Annotated in this window: 18 protein-coding genes and 1 pseudogene; 9 read left to right on the top strand and 10 right to left on the bottom strand. The window is 37.1% G+C overall.

The window, feature by feature from the left end:
- Positions 1-216, bottom strand: a pseudogene (locus FJR38_RS29220) (molecular chaperone DnaJ); the annotation flags it as partial.
- Between the two features lie 864 nt (positions 217-1,080).
- On the opposite strand from FJR38_RS29220, the gene FJR38_RS03460 reads away from it, so the two are divergent.
- Together FJR38_RS03460 and FJR38_RS03455 are read left to right on the top strand one after the other, a co-directional pair.
- Positions 1,081-1,776, top strand: a complete 696-nt coding sequence (locus FJR38_RS03460; RefSeq protein WP_168535410.1) for an NYN domain-containing protein — start codon at positions 1,081-1,083, stop codon at positions 1,774-1,776.
- A gap of 325 nt (positions 1,777-2,101) precedes the next feature.
- Positions 2,102-2,431 carry a hypothetical protein gene (locus FJR38_RS03455; protein WP_168535408.1) on the top strand — a complete coding sequence of 110 codons (330 nt, stop codon included), beginning with the start codon at positions 2,102-2,104 and terminating at the stop codon, positions 2,429-2,431.
- A gap of 53 nt (positions 2,432-2,484) precedes the next feature.
- Here the strand turns inward: FJR38_RS03455 and FJR38_RS03450 are convergent, their stop codons facing one another.
- Positions 2,485-2,874, bottom strand: a complete 390-nt coding sequence (locus tag FJR38_RS03450; RefSeq protein ID WP_168496167.1) for a 6-carboxytetrahydropterin synthase — start codon at positions 2,872-2,874, stop codon at positions 2,485-2,487.
- Positions 2,875-3,122: 248 nt separating this feature from the next.
- Between FJR38_RS03450 and FJR38_RS03445 the strand changes: the two genes are divergently transcribed.
- From FJR38_RS03445 to FJR38_RS03435, 3 genes are all read left to right on the top strand, one after another.
- Positions 3,123-3,638, top strand: coding sequence for a sterol desaturase family protein (locus tag FJR38_RS03445; protein ID WP_168496169.1), 516 nt, complete (start codon positions 3,123-3,125; stop codon positions 3,636-3,638).
- A 100-nt stretch (positions 3,639-3,738) separates the two neighbouring features.
- Entirely contained in the window at positions 3,739-5,826 is a 2,088-nt protein-coding gene (locus tag FJR38_RS03440; protein WP_168535406.1) for an S-layer homology domain-containing protein, read from the top strand.
- 129 nt (positions 5,827-5,955) lie between these two features.
- The gene (locus tag FJR38_RS03435) at positions 5,956-6,621 is read left to right on the top strand and encodes a hypothetical protein (protein WP_168535404.1); all 666 of its coding nucleotides are present in this window, start codon (positions 5,956-5,958) and stop codon (positions 6,619-6,621) included.
- Between the two features lie 151 nt (positions 6,622-6,772).
- Here FJR38_RS03435 and FJR38_RS03430 read toward each other — a convergent pair whose 3' ends face one another.
- Entirely contained in the window at positions 6,773-8,248 is a 1,476-nt protein-coding gene (locus FJR38_RS03430) for a DUF1565 domain-containing protein (RefSeq protein WP_168535402.1), read from the bottom strand.
- A gap of 204 nt (positions 8,249-8,452) precedes the next feature.
- Between FJR38_RS03430 and FJR38_RS03425 the strand changes: the two genes are divergently transcribed.
- The 3 genes from FJR38_RS03425 (at position 8,453) to thiS (ending at position 10,253) form a co-directional block, all read left to right on the top strand.
- Positions 8,453-9,550 (top strand): thiamine phosphate synthase, encoded by a 1,098-nt coding sequence (locus FJR38_RS03425; protein WP_168535400.1) that lies wholly within the window; start codon positions 8,453-8,455, stop codon positions 9,548-9,550.
- A 192-nt stretch (positions 9,551-9,742) separates the two neighbouring features.
- Positions 9,743-9,907: a type II toxin-antitoxin system HicB family antitoxin gene (locus FJR38_RS03420; protein WP_168535398.1), complete on the top strand. Its 165-nt coding sequence runs from the start codon at positions 9,743-9,745 to the stop codon at positions 9,905-9,907.
- Positions 9,908-10,040: 133 nt separating this feature from the next.
- Positions 10,041-10,253 carry a sulfur carrier protein ThiS gene (thiS, locus tag FJR38_RS03415; RefSeq protein ID WP_168535396.1) on the top strand — a complete coding sequence of 71 codons (213 nt, stop codon included), beginning with the start codon at positions 10,041-10,043 and terminating at the stop codon, positions 10,251-10,253.
- Here thiS and FJR38_RS03410 read toward each other — a convergent pair.
- Complete coding sequence (locus FJR38_RS03410) at positions 10,250-11,485, bottom strand: glycosyltransferase family 4 protein (protein WP_168535395.1); 1,236 nt, start codon at positions 11,483-11,485, stop codon at positions 10,250-10,252. The two genes, thiS and FJR38_RS03410, sit on opposite strands and share 4 nt — an antisense overlap.
- Positions 11,486-12,888: 1,403 nt before the next feature.
- On the opposite strand from FJR38_RS03410, the gene FJR38_RS03405 reads away from it, so the two are divergent.
- Entirely contained in the window at positions 12,889-13,857 is a 969-nt protein-coding gene (locus FJR38_RS03405; RefSeq protein WP_168535394.1) for a DUF1517 domain-containing protein, read from the top strand.
- 66 nt (positions 13,858-13,923) lie between these two features.
- On the opposite strand, the gene panB is transcribed toward FJR38_RS03405, so the two are convergent.
- The 6 genes from panB to FJR38_RS03375 form a co-directional block, all read right to left on the bottom strand.
- On the bottom strand, positions 13,924-14,697 hold the full coding sequence (gene panB, locus FJR38_RS03400; RefSeq protein ID WP_168535393.1) for a 3-methyl-2-oxobutanoate hydroxymethyltransferase: 774 nt from the start codon (positions 14,695-14,697) through the stop codon (positions 13,924-13,926).
- Between the two features lie 62 nt (positions 14,698-14,759).
- Positions 14,760-15,773, bottom strand: a complete 1,014-nt coding sequence (locus tag FJR38_RS03395) for a two-component regulator propeller domain-containing protein (RefSeq protein WP_371418137.1) — start codon at positions 15,771-15,773, stop codon at positions 14,760-14,762.
- A gap of 388 nt (positions 15,774-16,161) precedes the next feature.
- Positions 16,162-17,214 carry an ATP-binding protein gene (locus FJR38_RS03390; RefSeq protein ID WP_168496191.1) on the bottom strand — a complete coding sequence of 351 codons (1,053 nt, stop codon included), beginning with the start codon at positions 17,212-17,214 and terminating at the stop codon, positions 16,162-16,164.
- A 31-nt stretch (positions 17,215-17,245) separates the two neighbouring features.
- Positions 17,246-17,443 carry a hypothetical protein gene (locus FJR38_RS03385; RefSeq protein ID WP_168496193.1) on the bottom strand — a complete coding sequence of 66 codons (198 nt, stop codon included), beginning with the start codon at positions 17,441-17,443 and terminating at the stop codon, positions 17,246-17,248.
- Positions 17,430-17,915: a PIN domain-containing protein gene (locus FJR38_RS03380; RefSeq protein ID WP_168496195.1), complete on the bottom strand. Its 486-nt coding sequence runs from the start codon at positions 17,913-17,915 to the stop codon at positions 17,430-17,432. The genes FJR38_RS03385 and FJR38_RS03380 overlap by 14 nt, the downstream gene beginning before the upstream one ends.
- The coding region (locus tag FJR38_RS03375; protein ID WP_168535392.1) for a WD40 repeat domain-containing protein at positions 17,912-18,417 on the bottom strand (506 nt) is incomplete at its 5' end. The genes FJR38_RS03380 and FJR38_RS03375, both read right to left, overlap by 4 nt.

Below are 18,417 nucleotides of genomic sequence, written 5' to 3'. Positions count from 1 at the left end.
ATCATCATCATCTTCTTCTTCAATAGCTTTGTAACTAATAATTCCCCCCATTTGCAAACTTCTGTATAGGGATGCTATATTTTTTTGAGTTTGTTTTCCCAACTTTCTTGTAGTTAAAACTTCTGTAAACAAAGCATGAATTTCTGCATCTAATTCTGCCATTGTTCTCATATTTGGACTGACTCGATGAAATACTTCTGTCGCTAAAGAACGCATCTTTTTAACAAAATTATTGAGTTCTGTCCGCTTTTTTTAATTTGCTTTAATAGAGATTGGTGTTCTTTCTCTAAACCCTCTAACTGAAGATGTAAGTCAGAAAGAGCTAAGGGAGTTACTGTATTTTGGGATGCTGTTTTTGTTTTGCGTGCCATAGCAGATGCAAGTAAGCTCAAAGTTGATAAAGGAACACAAATGCTAAATTTTTTAGGTATAACCCTAGATAGTATTTAGTGCTGACAGAAAGTAGTAATAAATATTATATTTGAGTATTTGTATTTATACAAGATTTTTAATTAAATTAAGTTGATGATTAAAACAAAATTCGGGAATTCCGCATTTTTGATATTTGGCATTTTGTTGATAGTATTTTAATTTTGAAAAAAGCTCAGTATTTGTAGAGTGCATTAGGCAAAGTTTAGGGTTGGTTATGCGATCGCTCTAAGCGTAACCCTACGCGCCCAAAAATCAAATATTTGTCCTCTAATCGCTAGTTTTTTTTGATGTTAACAATAGATATATCATTATACAAAAAACTTTCACAGTAATATTTTTTACTAGGTGAATAATCAGGCAAATAGACATTTGTTAGACTTAACCACCAATTACAAGAGTCTTCGTATCTGAGTCTGAGTTTTCCGGTAATCGGGATATTTATATAAATAGGGAATTTTGCCCAAAAGCGTGCATTTTGTGTAAAGTAGATGCAGGTAAACGGCAAAATATCATATTCACCTAGCAAAAATTGGCTAAAATCTATTTGGTAGGTGTTAATTTAACTAGGGTAGTGTTACTAAATTACTAAACATTCAATTATTGTCAATTTACCTACAAAATCCCCAATTTTAATCTTTAGAGGTATCAATGGAGTTTAATAATTTTAACAAAAAAACAAACGAGTATAAAGAACTTAAAGAAAAACCTCATTGGCAAGCTCCAGCTACTAAAGGCAGTATCAAAGCGAAAGAACCCCAACCAGCCAATCATACTACACTGAGGGATGATGATAATCGTGGTAGAGTAGCAATTTTTATTGATGGGTTAAATCTATTTCAGGCTGCATTGCAACTAGGAATTGAGATTGACTATGTAAAATTGCTTTGTCGTTTAACTAAAACTTCGCGGTTATTGCGTGCCTTTTTTTATACTGGCATGGACAGTGGTAACGAAAAGCAACAGGGATTTCTTTTATGGATGCGTCGAAACGGTTATCGTGTAGTTACTAAAGATATGAGTGTCGTTGTAGATAATTACAAAAAACCAAATCTCAATGTAGAAATTGCTGTTGATATGATTACTTTAGCACCCTATTACGATACGGCTATTTTAGTCAGTGGAGATGGTGATTTATCCTATGCTGTCAGTGCTGTTAGCGGTATGGGAGCTAGAGTAGAAGTAATTGGTTTGCAAACAACTGCTAATGATATTGAAGCACAGCGACGGAATCACTTGATTGATGTAGCTGATGAATTTGTAGACTTTGATAGTATTAAACAGCACATTCAAAAAGATTCTTATATCGGCTATAGTTATCGAAATTCTTCTAACTACCAGCTTTAAATTTTCAGTATATTTCTTGATTGTCATCCCAAATATACAGTATTTGCGAATTCTGTTTTCTGGTTTTTTGACATTTATTACCCTAACCTCAAATTAAAATAATTTGAGAGTATTAAATGCTGCATTTTATTTGGCATTTTTTAAATATCTATGCTATACCCGTGTAGGAATAGCTAATTAACATTAATAAGTATAATCCCTATCCTCTTAAATTTAGTTTTAAATCAAGTATAATTGCTGATTAATGTATTTTTAGTATTCACTTAAAATGTATCTTCAATAGATATATTTCCTTAAAAATCATATCATTAAAGGAGTAGGTACTGTGGATCAAATTCAGTTCACTTTGGTGATTAGCTATTTGCTGATGAGTGTATATTTTTTTACTAATTGGTTAACTTTTTCTCTCCGTCACCCGACATCTTCCCCAGAGGAGAAATTTTTATCCTTTATTATGGTTATCATAACTACAATCTTTTGGCCTGTAATTATTGTTATTTCTTGTTTAGAAATATTTAAAAAAGGCAAGTTAGAATTTAGTGCGGTAGTTCCTGTACTTTTAGCAATTTGCGCTTTTAGTATTTCCTATTATTTAAGTTCTGTACATGAACATTGGCTGTGTTATTATGACTTGTTTTGTAATTATTCTTCGTAATTAGGGAGTTTTCTAGACTCTATTTTTATATCTCGATTTCATATATCCAAACTTTAATCATCTTCGTATTCTGCCCAAGAGTTCGCAGTTTCGGATACAGCAATTTTAAGTTTTATATCATTGGATAAACGTTTTTTAGTTTCATCATAAATATATTTAGCAATCATCTCTGCTGTTGTTTCATATTCAGGAGGTAAAACTTCATTTAAAATACAATGATCTAATCCTCCTTGAGTTACATCTTTTTTTGCCCAACGTAAACTTCTAAAATCAGCAACCATAACTGGGTGAGGACAGTATTCTGAAGAATGCAAAGTTGATGATTGCGCTTCAATTCTGACTTTATAAGTGTGTCCGTGCATTCTTCCACAAGGACCATTATAGTCTTTGATATAGTGGGCGCTATCAAATGTAAATTCCGTTGTTAGTTTCCATTTTGGCATCTTGATACACTCTTTGGTGATTGGTGATTGGTGATTGGTAATTGGTAATTGGTAATTGGTGATTGGTGATTGGTGATTGGGAAGATGAATTTTTTTTCTGGTGTATGACTTTTGCAATTTAACTTAAATTTGTGCTGATGTTAACCAAATCTTTGCTCATTGGATATGTCTTAGTTGGAAGATTATGAAGATCAGATAAATCAAACACAGTATATCTATCGAGTTGTAGATATATAATAGGATTCCAGATGCTTAAAGCTATTGCTGTTGCTTACCTGTTACTGATTTTTGGTGATTTTCTTTCTACCTTCTTCTATCATGTCCCTGAACACATTTTTGGTAGTTTACACCTGACGACTCACCACTCCAGGAAAAAGAGTTTTCGCCACTATGCCATTTTAACATTTAATCTCCAGGTACTTTTAGATGGGATTTTAGGAGCATTACCATATTTTCTGTTAGGAGTCTGGTTATGGGCTTTTTCCCCTATGGGTGTAATTTGTGGTTTGTTATTTGGTCAGTTTCATGTGTGGTGGAGACACATAGTTTCTTTGGGTTGGCAAACACCACAAGCTGTGACGTTTTTGTGTAAGTTATTATTTATTACTACGCCAGAACAACACTGGGTACATCATCAAAAAACTAACTTGGGTTTTGGTGATATTTTTACGTTTTTTGACCAACCTGCGAAAATTTGGATGGCTTGGTTACGTTTACTGAGGATCAATTGGCGTTATTATACAGAAAAGCATATTTCTGGATAAACTAGATTTTGATGAGAATTAGTGACTTGAAATCTTGATTGTGTCAAAAGTATGGTTAATTATGGATGTCACTATTAAAACCATACACTTTTAACAATCAATGGTTAATTCTAGTCTTGTTGTCACTTTCTATGTTAATCCTGTTACGGGAAATAATGCTAATACGGGTTCTCGTACCAATCCATTCAAAAGTATTACCCACGCCCTTAAACAGGCGAAAATATCAACGATTATTCAGTTAGCCAGTGGGACGTATAGTCAGGCTAATGCAGAGGTATTTCCCTTAGTTATTCCACCAGGGGTATTATTAGTAGGGAATGAGGCGAATAAAGGTCAGGAAATAATTATTTCTGGAAGTGGGGAATATCAAAGCCCTAGTTTCGGAGTCCAAAATATTAGCCTGTTGTTACTAGGTGATGCGAGTCTTTTGGGTGTGACTGTGATTAATACCACAGCTAAAGGTACTGGTGCTTGGATTGAGTCGTCAGTACCAACGATCGCTAATAGTACATTTAAGAATTGTGCGCGAGAAGGGGTATTTGCGACTGGAAATGCGAAACCGGGGATTGTGGATAATTTATTTATTAATAATAAAGTAAGTGGGTTAGTTATAGCCAGGAATAGCAAAGGGGAAGTGCTGCGGAATCTCTTTCAAAACAATGCGTTAGGGATAGCGATTAGTGACTTTGCAGCCCCTTTGTTAGCAAATAATAAACTTTTGGCAAATGGGACAGCGATCGCTCTTTCTCGTGATGCTAGACCAGTATTACGACGGAATCTGATTGCTAGTAATACCCAAGGTGGTCTGTTGGTGAATGGTAATGCTGTTCCTGATTTGGGAAGTCCCCAAGATCCGGCTGACAACATTTTTCGAGAACAGGGTAAATTCGATTTACAGAATGTCACAAATCAAAAAATCATGTCTGTTGGTAATCAGTTAAGTCCGCCACAGGTGATTGGATTGGTAGACTTTCTGGCTGCTACCAATGACACACCTAGTCAAATAGGAGTTAGCACCAGGTTTGCTGATTTAGAAGGACATTGGGCGGCGGCTTTTGTCGAAGCCTTAGTTAACAAAGATTTTATTAGCGGTTTTCCTGATGGGACTTTTCAACCATCCACACCCATTACCCGCGCCCAGTATGCGGCTTTAATGACCAAGACATTTCGACTTCCTGGCAGTAATCAACTAAATAGATTCAAAGATGTCAAATCAGACTTTTGGGCGGCTCAAGCTATAGCCAGCACTGCGGATAAAGGCTTTTTGATGGGCTTTCCCGATGGGACATTTCGACCGGGAAATAATTTAACCAAAATTCAAGCCCTAGTCTCAATAGTGAACGGTTTGAAGTTGACTGGTGGTAATCCTAATGTATTAATGATCTACCGCGATCGCGCTCAAATTCCCAGTTATGCTACCAATGCCGTGACAGTGGCTACGCAAAAACTCTTAGTAGTTAATTATCCCCAACCAGATCAATTAGAACCACTACGAGAAATTACCCGTGCGGAAGTAGCAGTCCTGATTTATCAGGTATTAGTCGCCACTGGTCAAGAAAATCCTCTTCCCTCTCCCTACATTGTCAAACCAGAGACAGAGATTCCCTCTTTTTCTGATATTGTCGGACATTGGGCAGAAGCATTTATCCGTGCCTTAGTTAGTATGAACTTAACCCAAGGTTTTGCTGATGGGACATACCAACCGGATCAACCTATGACCCGCGCCCAATACACAGCTTTAATCGCTGCTGCTTTTAATCCCCCAGCCAAACGCCCGTCCCCAGAATTTACAGATATACCCAAGGATTTTTGGGCAGCTAAAGCTATTGAAATAGCCGCCAGGGGTGGTTTTGTAGGCGGATTTAGCGATCGCACCTTCCGTCCTAGCCAAAATGTCCAACGGTTACAAGTGATAGTCTCCTTGGTTAACGGACTCGGACTCCCTCCCACTGACCAAAAAACCTTAACCTATATTGACCAAAATAAAATTCCTGAATACGCCCAATCAGCAGTCACCATCGCTACCCAGCAAAAAATTATTGTTAATTATCCTGACCCCAAACTACTTGCACCCACCCGCGAAGCTACACGCGCCGAAGTTGCGGCCATGGTCTATCAGGCATTAGTAGCCAGTCAACGTACAAAAGTTATTAACTCACCATATATTGTTTTGCAGATCAGCAATTGACAAGTAGAATGGAAAACACTGCCTATCAAATTTGCCGCTGGTGCAAAAAAACACTCATGTAGCTAAAAATACGTTAGGCTAGATGCGATGGGTGAAATATTGATACCTATTGCCTGGAACTTAAAGCCCATGTTAACAACACCCCCAAAACCTCCTGCCGACTTAGCAGCTAAGTTATTAACTCACTATAGTTTTGATCTCAATGGGTATAATCCTAGTGAGTTAGTTAACCTCTGGCAAGTAGAATATCCACTCAATTGGCTGCCCTTAGCAGTCATCGAAGCTTTGTATCAAGGTCGTTATAAGGCTATATCCGTACAGCAAATCTTGACTTTTTGGCGACGAAGAGGAGAGACAACATATCATTTCAATATGGAATTTGAACGGATGATTTGTAGCAAATTTCCGGAACGTCTCACGTCCCTCTCCTTACCAGTTTTACCATCTGCTAAACAGGAAATCAGGACGGAAGAACATAAAAGTCCTCAATTATTACCTGCTCCCGTTAGTTATAAATACCAAATAAATAATAATTTACCGCCAAACGAAGAAAAATGGGACTCCAAACCAGAAAATAGAGTCTCCCAATCTTCTTGTTTTCCATTAACAGCAGATATCAGTCAACAAGCAACTATTCAAAACAATTCACCCGAACCAGCAGAACAGTTAATGCTACCAGCAACAGCCAATCATCCCCCTATTGGTCAGTTTATGCCCCAAATGAGCGATCGCACCGAATCCTTCACCTCCAAACTCAAAGCTCTCACTAGTGAAAACTTAGAATTTGTCTTTTAAAGAATCAGCAAGATTCGTAGGGGCGCAGGGCCTGCGCCCATTCAGGATTCAGTCGTAGGGGCGCAGGGCCTGCGCCCATTCAGGATTCAGGAGCAAAACTGACTTTGTGTATAGGTTTCAATTGAGATGCTGTAAATATTTCCAGAACTCCCTATTCAACAGGTTCAATCACTGCTCTTAAACCTCTGTTATTGAAAGTGTTCACAACTGCATTAGCATTATCTTGACTACCAAAAACTCCTACTTGCATGACCCTGCGATTTTGCCAAACCGTAGAAAAAGCATCACTAGCTAGAGAACTGACTAAATTTTGTTGTTGCTGATTGGCAACTAGTACCAGCACCCGGTAACGGACATTTTGCCCAGTAGCTGTAGAACCTTGGGAGACCAAATTCAGACTATTTCTCCCAGATGCTGCTTGAGGAGCGACAAATTCAATAGCACCTGAGTCAAGTTGCGTATAATTAAACTGAGGTAAATCAGCTTGATTATTTGGTAATTGTGGCGATTGATTAGGATTAGAAATAGTTCTAATCAGAGGTGTTAAAGTTCTTTGAGGGGAAGGATTTTGGGCTGTAGCTGCGGTGATACCTTGCAGATCCACCTTACCGTTAATGCGACTACTAACTAAATTGTTTCCAGCCGCAGCAAATAGCAACTTAGCAGCTTTAGCATTGATATCATAACGACGATTATTCCGAAATATATTTCTCCCAGGATCATAACTACTACCTAAATCTGGTTTACCTTGAGCAATCACCACCAGACCATCTTCCCTATTGCCTTGAATAACATTATTCCTGAATAGTGGTGTAGCATTCGCTTGGATAATAACACCTGATCTATTGTTCTGAATTTGGTTAGCTACTACAACCGGAGACGCATTTTGGGCGATATTAATCCCAAAACCAGTTTCTTGAAAGATATTTTCCCTGATTTCCGGGCGAGCATTCCCAGAAATAGTGATGCCATTTGCACCATTCCGCACAAAATGATTTTTGCTAATACTAGGTGTACCATCACCAGTTACAGAAATTCCATCTTGGGTACTACTCGTAAATGTATTTTCCCGAACTACAATATTACTGGATTCAATCCATAACCCATAACCACGACTATTGGAGTTAGTAACAGTTACACCACTTAAACTAGTTTGGTTAGCACTAACAATAGCGACATTCTGCCCACCGAAACTGCGGCTGAGGTATTCACCACCACCATTAATGATTACGGTTTTCCCTTTATTGCTGATATCGCCTTGAATCGCCACACCTGGTTTTAAAATTAGCGGAAATACTTCTCCAGTTTTGGCGTTATATGTACCGGAAGAGAGGATAATTACAGTATTAGACTGTGATGCTTCCAAAGCTTGGGTAATTGTCTGCCAAGGTGCGCTTTCACTACCATCGCCTGTTGTGTCATTTCCCATACTTGGGTTGACAAACAATTGGTTAACCTGAGAAATTGATTTCTCACCTGGAAGAATTTGTTCTCCTCCTCTAGAAACTTGAGCAAAAACACTATTGATGTTTGTCGTTAAGAAGGTTGTACTTGTCACTCCTACAGCAACGGTTAAACTCAAGATTGAGAAACTCAGGGTGTTCACAGACTTTTGGGGAACTATCATTGTTTATAAAACTCCTGTAAAACATATAGCAGAAACGTTCATAATCTTTTTGTGTCTTATTTTTATCAGGACTGTATTGCAACTGCTACATAGCAACTGTTATACAATAAATTTTTATACTATTTAAGAGTAGTATGTTGATGATGTTACTCATCTCTTGACAAATTGACCATAATTAGTTAGCAAATATTTAACAATTACAATATGAACCAGGCTGGCTATTACGATCAAGGCACTAAAAATGGGGTTGTTGTAATGGTTTCAGCCCATAGTCACACACAGCAAACTATTTATCGTATTTTAGATGCCAATTTAGATCGCGCTCGTGAGGGGTTGCGAATTATTGAAGAATGGTGTCGGTTTGGTTTAAATGATTCCCAATTGTCAGGTATATGTAAACACTTGCGCCAAGAGTTGGGTACTTTGCATACGGCTGAATTACGGGCAGCACGAGATACACCTGGAGATATAGGGACTAATTTAACTCATCCCCAAGAGGAACAACGGGCTGATATTACATCTCTATTACAGGCTAATTTTTGCCGTGTGCAAGAAGCTTTGCGGGTATTAGAAGAATATGGCAAGCTTTATCAAGGGAATATGGGGACAGCTTGTAAACAAATGCGTTATCAGGTTTACACCCTAGAAAGTAATTTGTTGGGTTATCAGCGTCATCAGTTATTATGGCGATCGCATTTATATCTGGTAACTTCTCCCGTTGATAACTTATTCGCAGTTGTGGAAGCGTCTCTTCAAGGTGGATTAACTCTGTTACAGTATCGGGAAAAAACCGCTGATGATTCGGTGCGTTTAGAACGAGCTATACAATTACGGCAGTTGTGTCACAAATACGGCGCTTTATTCATTATTAATGATCGAGTGGATTTAGCTTTAGCTGTGGATGCCGATGGTGTCCATTTGGGACAACAAGATATGCCCATTGCTGTAGCGCGTCAATTATTAGGCAACCAACGCATTATTGGCCGCTCTACCACAAATCCCCAAGAAATGCAAGGGGCAATTACCGAAGGTGCAGATTATATTGGTGTGGGTCCTGTATATGAAACACCGACTAAAGTAGGTAAAGCCGCAGCGGGTTTAGAGTATGTGAAATATGTCTCCCAAAATTGTCAAATTCCCTGGTTTGCGATTGGGGGAATAGATATGAATAATCTGAATGATGTGATGAATGCAGGAGCGCAACGGGTGGCTGTAGTGCGATCGCTCATCGAATCAGATCAACCTACTCTAGCAACTCAGTATTTTCTCTCTCAACTGCACAGAATCAAATCTGGAACGTAGAAAGTAATTATGGTAGGTTAGTGTTACCTACCTTGCCGATTTTCATCCAAGTGAGGTACACCGAAAAAAGAATTAACCGCAGATTGAAGAGGATAAACGCAGATAAACGCAGATAAGTTTGTACCTCAGCAGATTGGGAAATGCTACAATTGTTTTAAATCATCAGTCACCTAAAAAATTGAACTTCCAAACATGAAAATAAAAGTAATTATTCACAAAGAAGAAGTAGGTTATTGGGCAGAAGTTCCTGCTATTCCTGGTTGTGCTACCCAGGGAGATACTTTTGAAGAATTACTACAAAATATATATGAAGTCGTTGAAGGTTGTTTACTCGTTGATATTGATTCATTTTTATAAGGTAATTTTCAAAATTGAATTTTAATCTGTGAAATCCTTTAATCCGTCTAATCCGTGATTCTGACTGTGACTGTACCTCATAAACCTTAAATCTGCTATATTTTCATAACTCTTAAATTCAAAATTTCTATTTATGTCTGATCAAATTAGTCTCCAAGTCAATGGAGAAACCCGCAATTGTTTATCCCCAACAGCTTTACCCGAATTACTCCAACAGTTGGGTTTTAATCTTCGCTTAATCGCAGTAGAATACAACGGTGAAATATTACATCGTCAATTTTGGACTGAAACTCAAATCAAAAATGGCGATCGCTTGGAAGTAGTAACTATAGTTGGTGGTGGTTAATTCAATAAACAAGAATAACAAGATTCAGGACTATATAACCAGCGATGATAATTTTTGCGTTTAGCTAATTCCTTACCTTGACGGCCAAGTTTTTCCCGCAGTTGTGAATCTTGACACAAACGATTAAAAGTTTGCAAAACCTCATAACCAGAATCCTGATTTACCAACAGGCCATTTTCTTCATGGTGAACCGCATCTAAAACACTACCTAAGCGAGAAGCAATGACAGGTTTACCAAAATAACCTGCTTCTAAATAAACTAAACCAAAATTATCTATGGTGTAATCTTGATGATTATCTGAACTCAACATAGCAAAAATATCACAAGCAGCATAATAACCAGCTAAATCCCTTTCTGGTACATAACCCGCAAAATGTACCCTTTTATCTACTCGCAATCTTTGGGTTTGGGATTTTAGCTGGTTTTCATAAGATCCTTCACCGCAAATAATACAATGAACATCTACACCAAAATTTAGTAATACGGGAATATTATCTATTACCCGATCAAAGTTTTTATATTTAACCAAATTACCAACAGAAAGAACAACTATCGCTGTTTCTGGAATATTGTAAGTTTGACGAATACGGTTACGTAAATCATCAATATGACTCAAACTAGTAGGATTACCAAATCTTTCTGGCCTCACTACTGGATTAATCACATGAGTTGGTGTATCTAAACGAAAAGTATTTCTTAACGAATTGCGAGTATAAGAACTATGACAAACAATACCCTCAGCACGTTGCAGAGTTAATTTTAAGAGCCATTTCCATAAAGGATTATTAGCAGTACGCAGTAAATCATTACCATGTAAATAGATAAAAAAGCGAATTGGTAAAATATAACTGAGTATCAACAATGCTGGAAAATCATAACCGTGACACCATTCAATGTAGCGGTAATGATAACGAAAATATAATTTAATAGCTAGTAAAAAAGAACAAATAATATTAAACCAAGATTGCAGAATATTTCCTAACCAATTATCAGCAAAAGAACGAAAATAAAGCCAGCGATAAACAGGAAACTGCTGGGATTTATCAAATTTTTTATCTCCAGCACAACCACCAGCTAAGACAATTACTCGCTCAGGATCTTGCAAACAACGATTATAAACATACTCACCAATTACGGCATCTTGTGGACGAAATATCCGAGAAATGACTAGGATATCTGGATAAGCTGTTTTATCTCTAACTTGTGACCCTAGCTGTGATATATTTTCCATAATTAAGCTTGATAAATTAGCTAAAACTTAGCGCCATCTTTGGGAATTTAAGTCATTATTTACTATTGAAAATTTAACAACAAAGGCAAAATCAACCTGGTTTTAAAATAGAATCAAAGCAAAACTCAAAAAACATTTATTTCTCTGCCAGATAAACGCTAGAAAAGTAACAACCTAAATTTACAATAGAAACTAGCAGTAATTTCTGATTATAAATAATTGTTTTGTCAACTTACTAACTATAGGTACTTAGAATTTGCTGAGTGCTAGAGAAGAATATTAACTAAGAGTGGGATAAGTCACTAATTTGGTATTTCTGATATTTTTTACTTTTGGAAACTTGATAAATCTATTAAATCCCCAATTTTCATGTTGCAATCTATCAAAATTTCACCTGATAATTAAAATGTAGGAGCAAGAGAATTGACAATATATTGCAGTGCAAGAAAATGAAATAGAAGGTTGAAATCCAAACATAGCTAACGCCACGTTGAGCTATCAACTAACACTCATGTTTTTACTTCTGACTCGGTAACTCCTAAATTTTGCTGTATATGATGTAACGTCTGACTAGCAAAACTAAAAACTATCAACCTAACATAACTGTCAATTATTCACCCAATTACCAGTGAAATTTATTGTTTAAGTTGCCTGTGTTTATCAATTCTAGATCATTTATCTGCATAATCCAAGATAGCTATGATTTATAACTTGTACTCCCAAGAGATTACTCAGAAACTACTCGGAAATTGTTATATCTAACTATTCCTTTTAGAATACCGTAAATAGTCTTTGTTTTTGTGCCAAATCGCCATAAAATATCTAGCAATTTGGTAATCTAGATCATAGACTTTCCTACCAAATAATGATTTGATAACACCCATTATTTTGACCTTTTGTTACTTACATTATTGTCATTATTCGTTAGAGTATCAATCATAACGTTTAGCCAACGTTAAAATTGAGTACCTCTAAATGGTAATCATGGATATATTTATCACAATGCAACCTATTCCTACAGAGGAAAGGTAAGAAGTATAAAATTGTTAATTGTCACTGCATTTACATCACTTATTAAAAAGTCAAACCCCCTAAGATATAGGTGCTAAATATTCTGCCTCTATCCGGAAAAAATTAGTTGATCATAAGATTAATCATCAAAAATAAATCTTGTATCATTTACAACTATATTGTTTCTCTGCTACGCCAGTAATTATTAGTAATAATCTACACAGTTAAAAATAATTCCAGAAAGAGGTACGGTTATCAATCCAAGAAATCCCTCCCTATTTTCTGCCTAACCAAAACAAGACACGCTAGATTAGAAATAGTGCTATACACTGCACCACTCCTCCCAGTAGGAGAAGTAATCATAAAAATACAGTTTTCGCAATAAATGTCTTATGGGTAAAAAACTACACAGATTCTTCAAACCTCTATTCAAAACCGCCTTCATTCTTAGCTTAGTGCTAACTTTAGCCTTTAGCCATGCTGATAATGCCTTAGCAGCCCGTAGTGGTGGACGCATTGGTGGTGGTTCTTTTAGAATGCCTTCAAGCCGTACCTACTCACCACGTAGCAGTATGCCTGGTAGAGGCGGTTATTATGCTGCTCCCTATGGCGGTGGTTTCGGATTTCCGTTTCTTTTACCCTTATGGGGGTTTGGCGGCGGTTTTGGCGGTTTGTTTGGGATTTTAATCTTTTTTGCAATGGCTAATTTTTTAGTCCAAACTTTTCGTCGTGTTACTAGTGGAGAAACTGAAGAAGCAAACTATAGCAGCAATCCCTCGGTTTCTGTTACCCGTTTACAAGTTGGTTTATTAGCCCAAGCCAGAAATTTACAAACCGAACTTAATCAAATTGCTGAGGCTGCTGATACCAATACTCCAGCCGGAAGAAGCGAAGTTTTACAAGAAGCGAGTTTAGCTTTACTACGTCACCCTGAATACTGGGTATATGCAGGTGGTGGAACTCAACAAGCAAAATTAAATTCCGCTGAATCCCAATTCAATCGTCTATCTTTAGCCGAACGGAGTAAGTTTAGTGAAGAAACTCTTTCTAATGTCAATAATCAATTAAAGGCTGTTCTTAATAAAGAAGCTTTACCTGGTGAATTAGATAATCCCACCCGTTTGATTAGCGAAGGACCAGGAGAATATATTATTGTCACCTTATTAGCGGCAACTTTGGGTAAATGTGAAATTCCCGCTGTTAATAGTGCTGATGATTTACGTCAAGCTTTACGTCAAATTGGTAGTCTTTCTGGTGAACAACTTTTAGCGATTGAAGTGTTGTGGACTCCCCAAGCGGAAGGAGATACTCTGACATCTGATGATTTGTTTGCTGAATATCCTGATTTGAAATTGGTTTAATTGGGGATTTTTCCAAACCTTTGTAGAGACGTTCCATGGAACGTCTCTACATTACGTTATTTTTGACTACCTTGGAAACTGTCGTTCTCGCACTTCCACAGCGTAATCTTGTACAGCTTTGGTAATTGTTTCTCGTAAGTTTGTATAAACTTTGGCGAATGGTGGTTGTTTTTCCGAAAGTCCGAGAATGTCAGAAGTGACTAATACTTGACCATCGCAACTAGAACCTGCACCGATGCCGATAGTAGGAATACGGAGTTTTTGAGTAATTTGCAGTGCTAGTTTTGCGGGAATATGTTCTAATACTATAGCAAAAACACCAGCTTGTTCGAGAGCGATCGCTTCATTAAAAATCCTCTCTCCTTCTTCCTGGGTTTTTCCCTGTTGTCGCAATCCTAATTGATGGATTGATTGGGGTGTTAAACCGACATGACCCATAACCGGAATTCCAGACTGGACTAAGCGGCTAATAGTTTCTACCATGGCGGGATAACCACCTTCTAACTTTACCGCTTGCGCCCCTGTTTCTTTCAACACCCTACCGGCGGAGTGCATGGCTTGGGAGATGCTTTCTTGATAAGTCAAAAATGGTAAATCAACCACCACCAAAGCATTTTTAACACCACGCCGCACAGCCTTAGCATGGTGGATCATTTCGTCCAAAGTTATTGGTAACGTAGTTTCATAACCAAGGACAACTGCAAGAGAATCACCAACTAGGATTAAGTCTACACCAGCTAGATCTAAAAGTTGAGCGATCGCATAATCCCAAGCAGTTAACGCAACAATCGCCCGTCCTTGTTGTTTCCATTGAGTTAATTGTTGGGTTGTAACTGGCATAAATAATTGATAATTGATAATTGATAATTGTCAATTGTCAATTGTCAATTGTCAATTATTCCCTATTTTACATACCGACCAAAACCAAAATGAGGCCGGGCTTGACCGACTGAAGGCATTAACCAAGCTAAACCTTCCGTTGTTCCCACCCATAATTTATTGCCAATATCCGGTGCAAGGGTCAAAACACGACTGGAAGGAAGTCCGGCCACTTGGTCTAAAACTGCTCCTGTATATGGGTTTAATCGCAGCAAACCATTGGTAGTACCCACCCACACACTGCCATCTTTGGCAAACCTAACTGATGTAACGTTGCGTCCGCGCAGTGGAGTCACTGACCGCAATACAATACCATTTTTTGGGTTAATTACTAACAATTGATTTGGCATTCCGGCCCAAATTAATCCTTCTGGACTAATTGCTAAAGTCTGTACAGTTCCCCCTGGTAAATCTTGGATTCTTTTCATCAGCAAAGCACTGGCTGTATTCACCATTACCAGTCCTTCCAATGTCCCCGCCCACAGTTGACCATTAGCATCTAAAGTCATGGCATTAACACTAACACCAGGCATATTTTGAACTGTGGTCATAATTAAGCCTTGGTCAGGACTAACCAGGGTTAACCCAGCATCAGTTCCTACCCACAAGTAACCCCGCTTATCAAGTAACAGTGATAATACTCGTTTGGAGGGTAATAATAAGTTTTGGGCTGTAATTTGACTGGTTTGGGGGTCTACTCTGGTTAAACCTTCATTGTTTCCTACCCACAAACGCCCTACTTTATCTTGTGCTAAAGCATTAATAGTAATATTTGGTAAACTGACGCGGGAAATAACCTTACCTGTATTGGGGTCAATCCGTGATAATCCCCGCCACGAACCCACCCAAAGATTACCTGTAAAATCTCCTAGTAAGTTACTAATCCGATAATCCACCTCCATTTTACCTTCTTCTAACTCTCTTTCATTCGGTAAGGGTTGGACTCGTTCCGGTGGTGGTGCGGCTGGATAAGTAGGAGTAGAACTTTGATTCTGACTGGGATTTTTGTCTGTTTGGGCTGTAGCTGGTGTTACCATGCTTGGTAAAGTTATTAAACCCAGCAAGGCGGACATTATCAATAAGTTAGTATGCTTGTGAAATAAAGTCACGGTTATATTCCTTTTGATAGAAGTATCCAATTATTGACTTAAAGTAACCTAAAAAGTTTTTGACATAGATAGGAAAATCCTAGTTTAGGAATTTGCACCCAAATATAATACCAGCGATCGCAAATTTGTACGTATCTAGTCTAGTATGTCAATTTATCTCAGTATTTATTTATATAAGTAGAATAGACTGAATAATTCAAAGTTTGTAGTGAGGACTTTAGTCCTAATTTAAGGGCTGAAGCCCTTACTACCAAATTATCTCAAGATTTTTACATTACTTAATCTACTTACGTAATTTACTATCTTCCTGGATAACTCAACATTTAGCCTCAATTTGTTGCTTTAACCAATCACGAAAACTAGCATGATAAAGATTATAATTAATCTCTTCTCCAATTTTTTCTAAATGTAAAAATTCTCGCCATTTATCTAAAATTACCTTGATGTCATATTCATCTTCATCTAATCTTTCTGCTATCCTTTCTAAGGAAAGAGATTGTTCTTGAATGAAGATATTTAACACTTGTAAAGCCATTGTTTGCTGTTCACTAGTTGTTAAATTCATTTTGTTTAAATGATTTTGATAATAAAGTTGTAAATTCTCAGGATAGATATTGTTATTAATAGCTGTCAAAATTTCGCTAACATACATAAAGTTAACTTCATCATTATCAATTGGTGTTAATAATTGATGATTAATATTTTGAGAAAGTAAATGATTAATATATTCCTGAATATCAGCGCGATTTTGTTCTGTGTAATTTGCTAAAGCTAAAAATTGAGATGGAGTTTCAATTAATAAACCTGATTTATCTGACAGAAATGGACGACGAGTAAGGATAAAATAAACCTTTTCTGGTAAATAGCGAGGTAAATAGAATAAATTTGACCCGCGTGGTTGATTATTAATATCAATTCTGTCACAACCATCAATAGTAATAATTAACCGTTGTTCAGGATGTAATTTATCGCTAATTTGTTGCAGTAATAAAGATAAAAAACTACTATTATCAATAGTAGAATCTGTTAAATCATCAATTATATTTTCACTACCTTGATTTTGGGTAATTTCTATTAATTGAGTGGAGATATTTGTCAGAAATTCCTCAACGTAATTTTTACCAGGAATTTCCACATTGTAATAAACAATTCCCGTATTTTGGCTAACATAATGGGCAATAATAGCACTTTTACCAATACCAGGTTCACCGATAATAGTAAAATAACCCCGGTCATATTGATGGAGAAAGCTATTGATAGCAGAAAAGACAAATTCACGACCGACAAAGTTATGATTTTTAGCGGTGATGATTTGCTGAAATTCTGGGGGATATCCTCTGAGATTTGTAAGATTTGTGTTATTAAACATTAAGTTACCTTTATTTCATATTATGAAAAATTCAAATTTTATCCTTTCTAATTTCTTCAATATCTTGCCAAAATTCTGCTCTTGTTACATTTTTTAGAGACTCTTGGCGTTCTTTTGTATAATCACCAGAACCCCAACCCATTTCTTGTAAAAAGCGTATTGTGTCAATTTGTCCTAACTCTTTAACTAAGGCTTGATAACCTTTTGTACGTAATTCAATCAGTGTCATTTTCATCATCTCCAGTTAATAGAAAACTATTCATTAACCAATTTACAGGATTTTCTAATTGAACTTGTAATATATTACGATATTTAATTGCTTTTTTAAGTAATCTATCATCCGTTGTTAATAATACATCTATTTTAGCATATTCAGCACAAGCGACATGAAAAGAATCATAAAGACTAAATCCTAGTTGTTCTAATTCTTGGGAACGTTGATCTATTTCCTCATTTAAAATTATTTCATAATCAACTAGCTTTAATAGTTCTCTAATTTCTTTTAATTTATCAAGATTAGTCATTTTTCTTAACTCTGCTTGGATAGCTTCGCTACTGACTAATTTATATTTTCCTGATTTAATCAGCTTGAAAATTTTAATAACTGCTTCACCTTCTAAACGATTTCTATCATAACTCCAATCATCAAAAGGGCGATTTAAGCAACAAACATCAAGATAAATAAAATAAGATTTGCTCATTGTATATTCCCTCCCTCCAAGCGCAGGAAATGCACCCGTCCTGATGTGTCTCCAGCGACAACTGTTAATCCATCTGGGGAAACTGCACAGCAATACATAGAACTTTCAGCAATAAAAGTAGAGAGTTTCTTTCCTGTGTCCAAATCCCACACCTTCAGGGTGTTGTCATAAGAAGCAGAAACGGCTTTTTTGCCATCGGGGGTAATTGCTACTGCTTGTACCGAGTTGTTATGACCTATCAGGGTAGAGAGTTCCTTTCCTGTGTCCAAATCCCACACCTTCAGGGTTTCGTCATCTGAACCAGAAACGGCTTTTTTGCCATCGGGGGTAATTGCTACTGCTTGTACATAGGAGTTATGACCAGTCAGGGTAGAGAGTTCCTTTCCTGTGTCCAAATCCCACACCTTCAGGGTTTCGTCATCTGAACCAGAAACGGCTTTTTTGCCATCGGGGGTAATTGCTACTGCTTGTACATAGGAGTTATGACCTATCAGGGGTAGAG

The sequence above is a fragment of the Anabaena sp. UHCC 0253 genome, from assembly GCF_009712085.1.
Classification (GTDB): domain Bacteria; phylum Cyanobacteriota; class Cyanobacteriia; order Cyanobacteriales; family Nostocaceae; genus Dolichospermum.
Note: the sequence above shows the minus strand (reverse complement) of the source record. Positions and strands in the feature narration are given on the sequence as shown.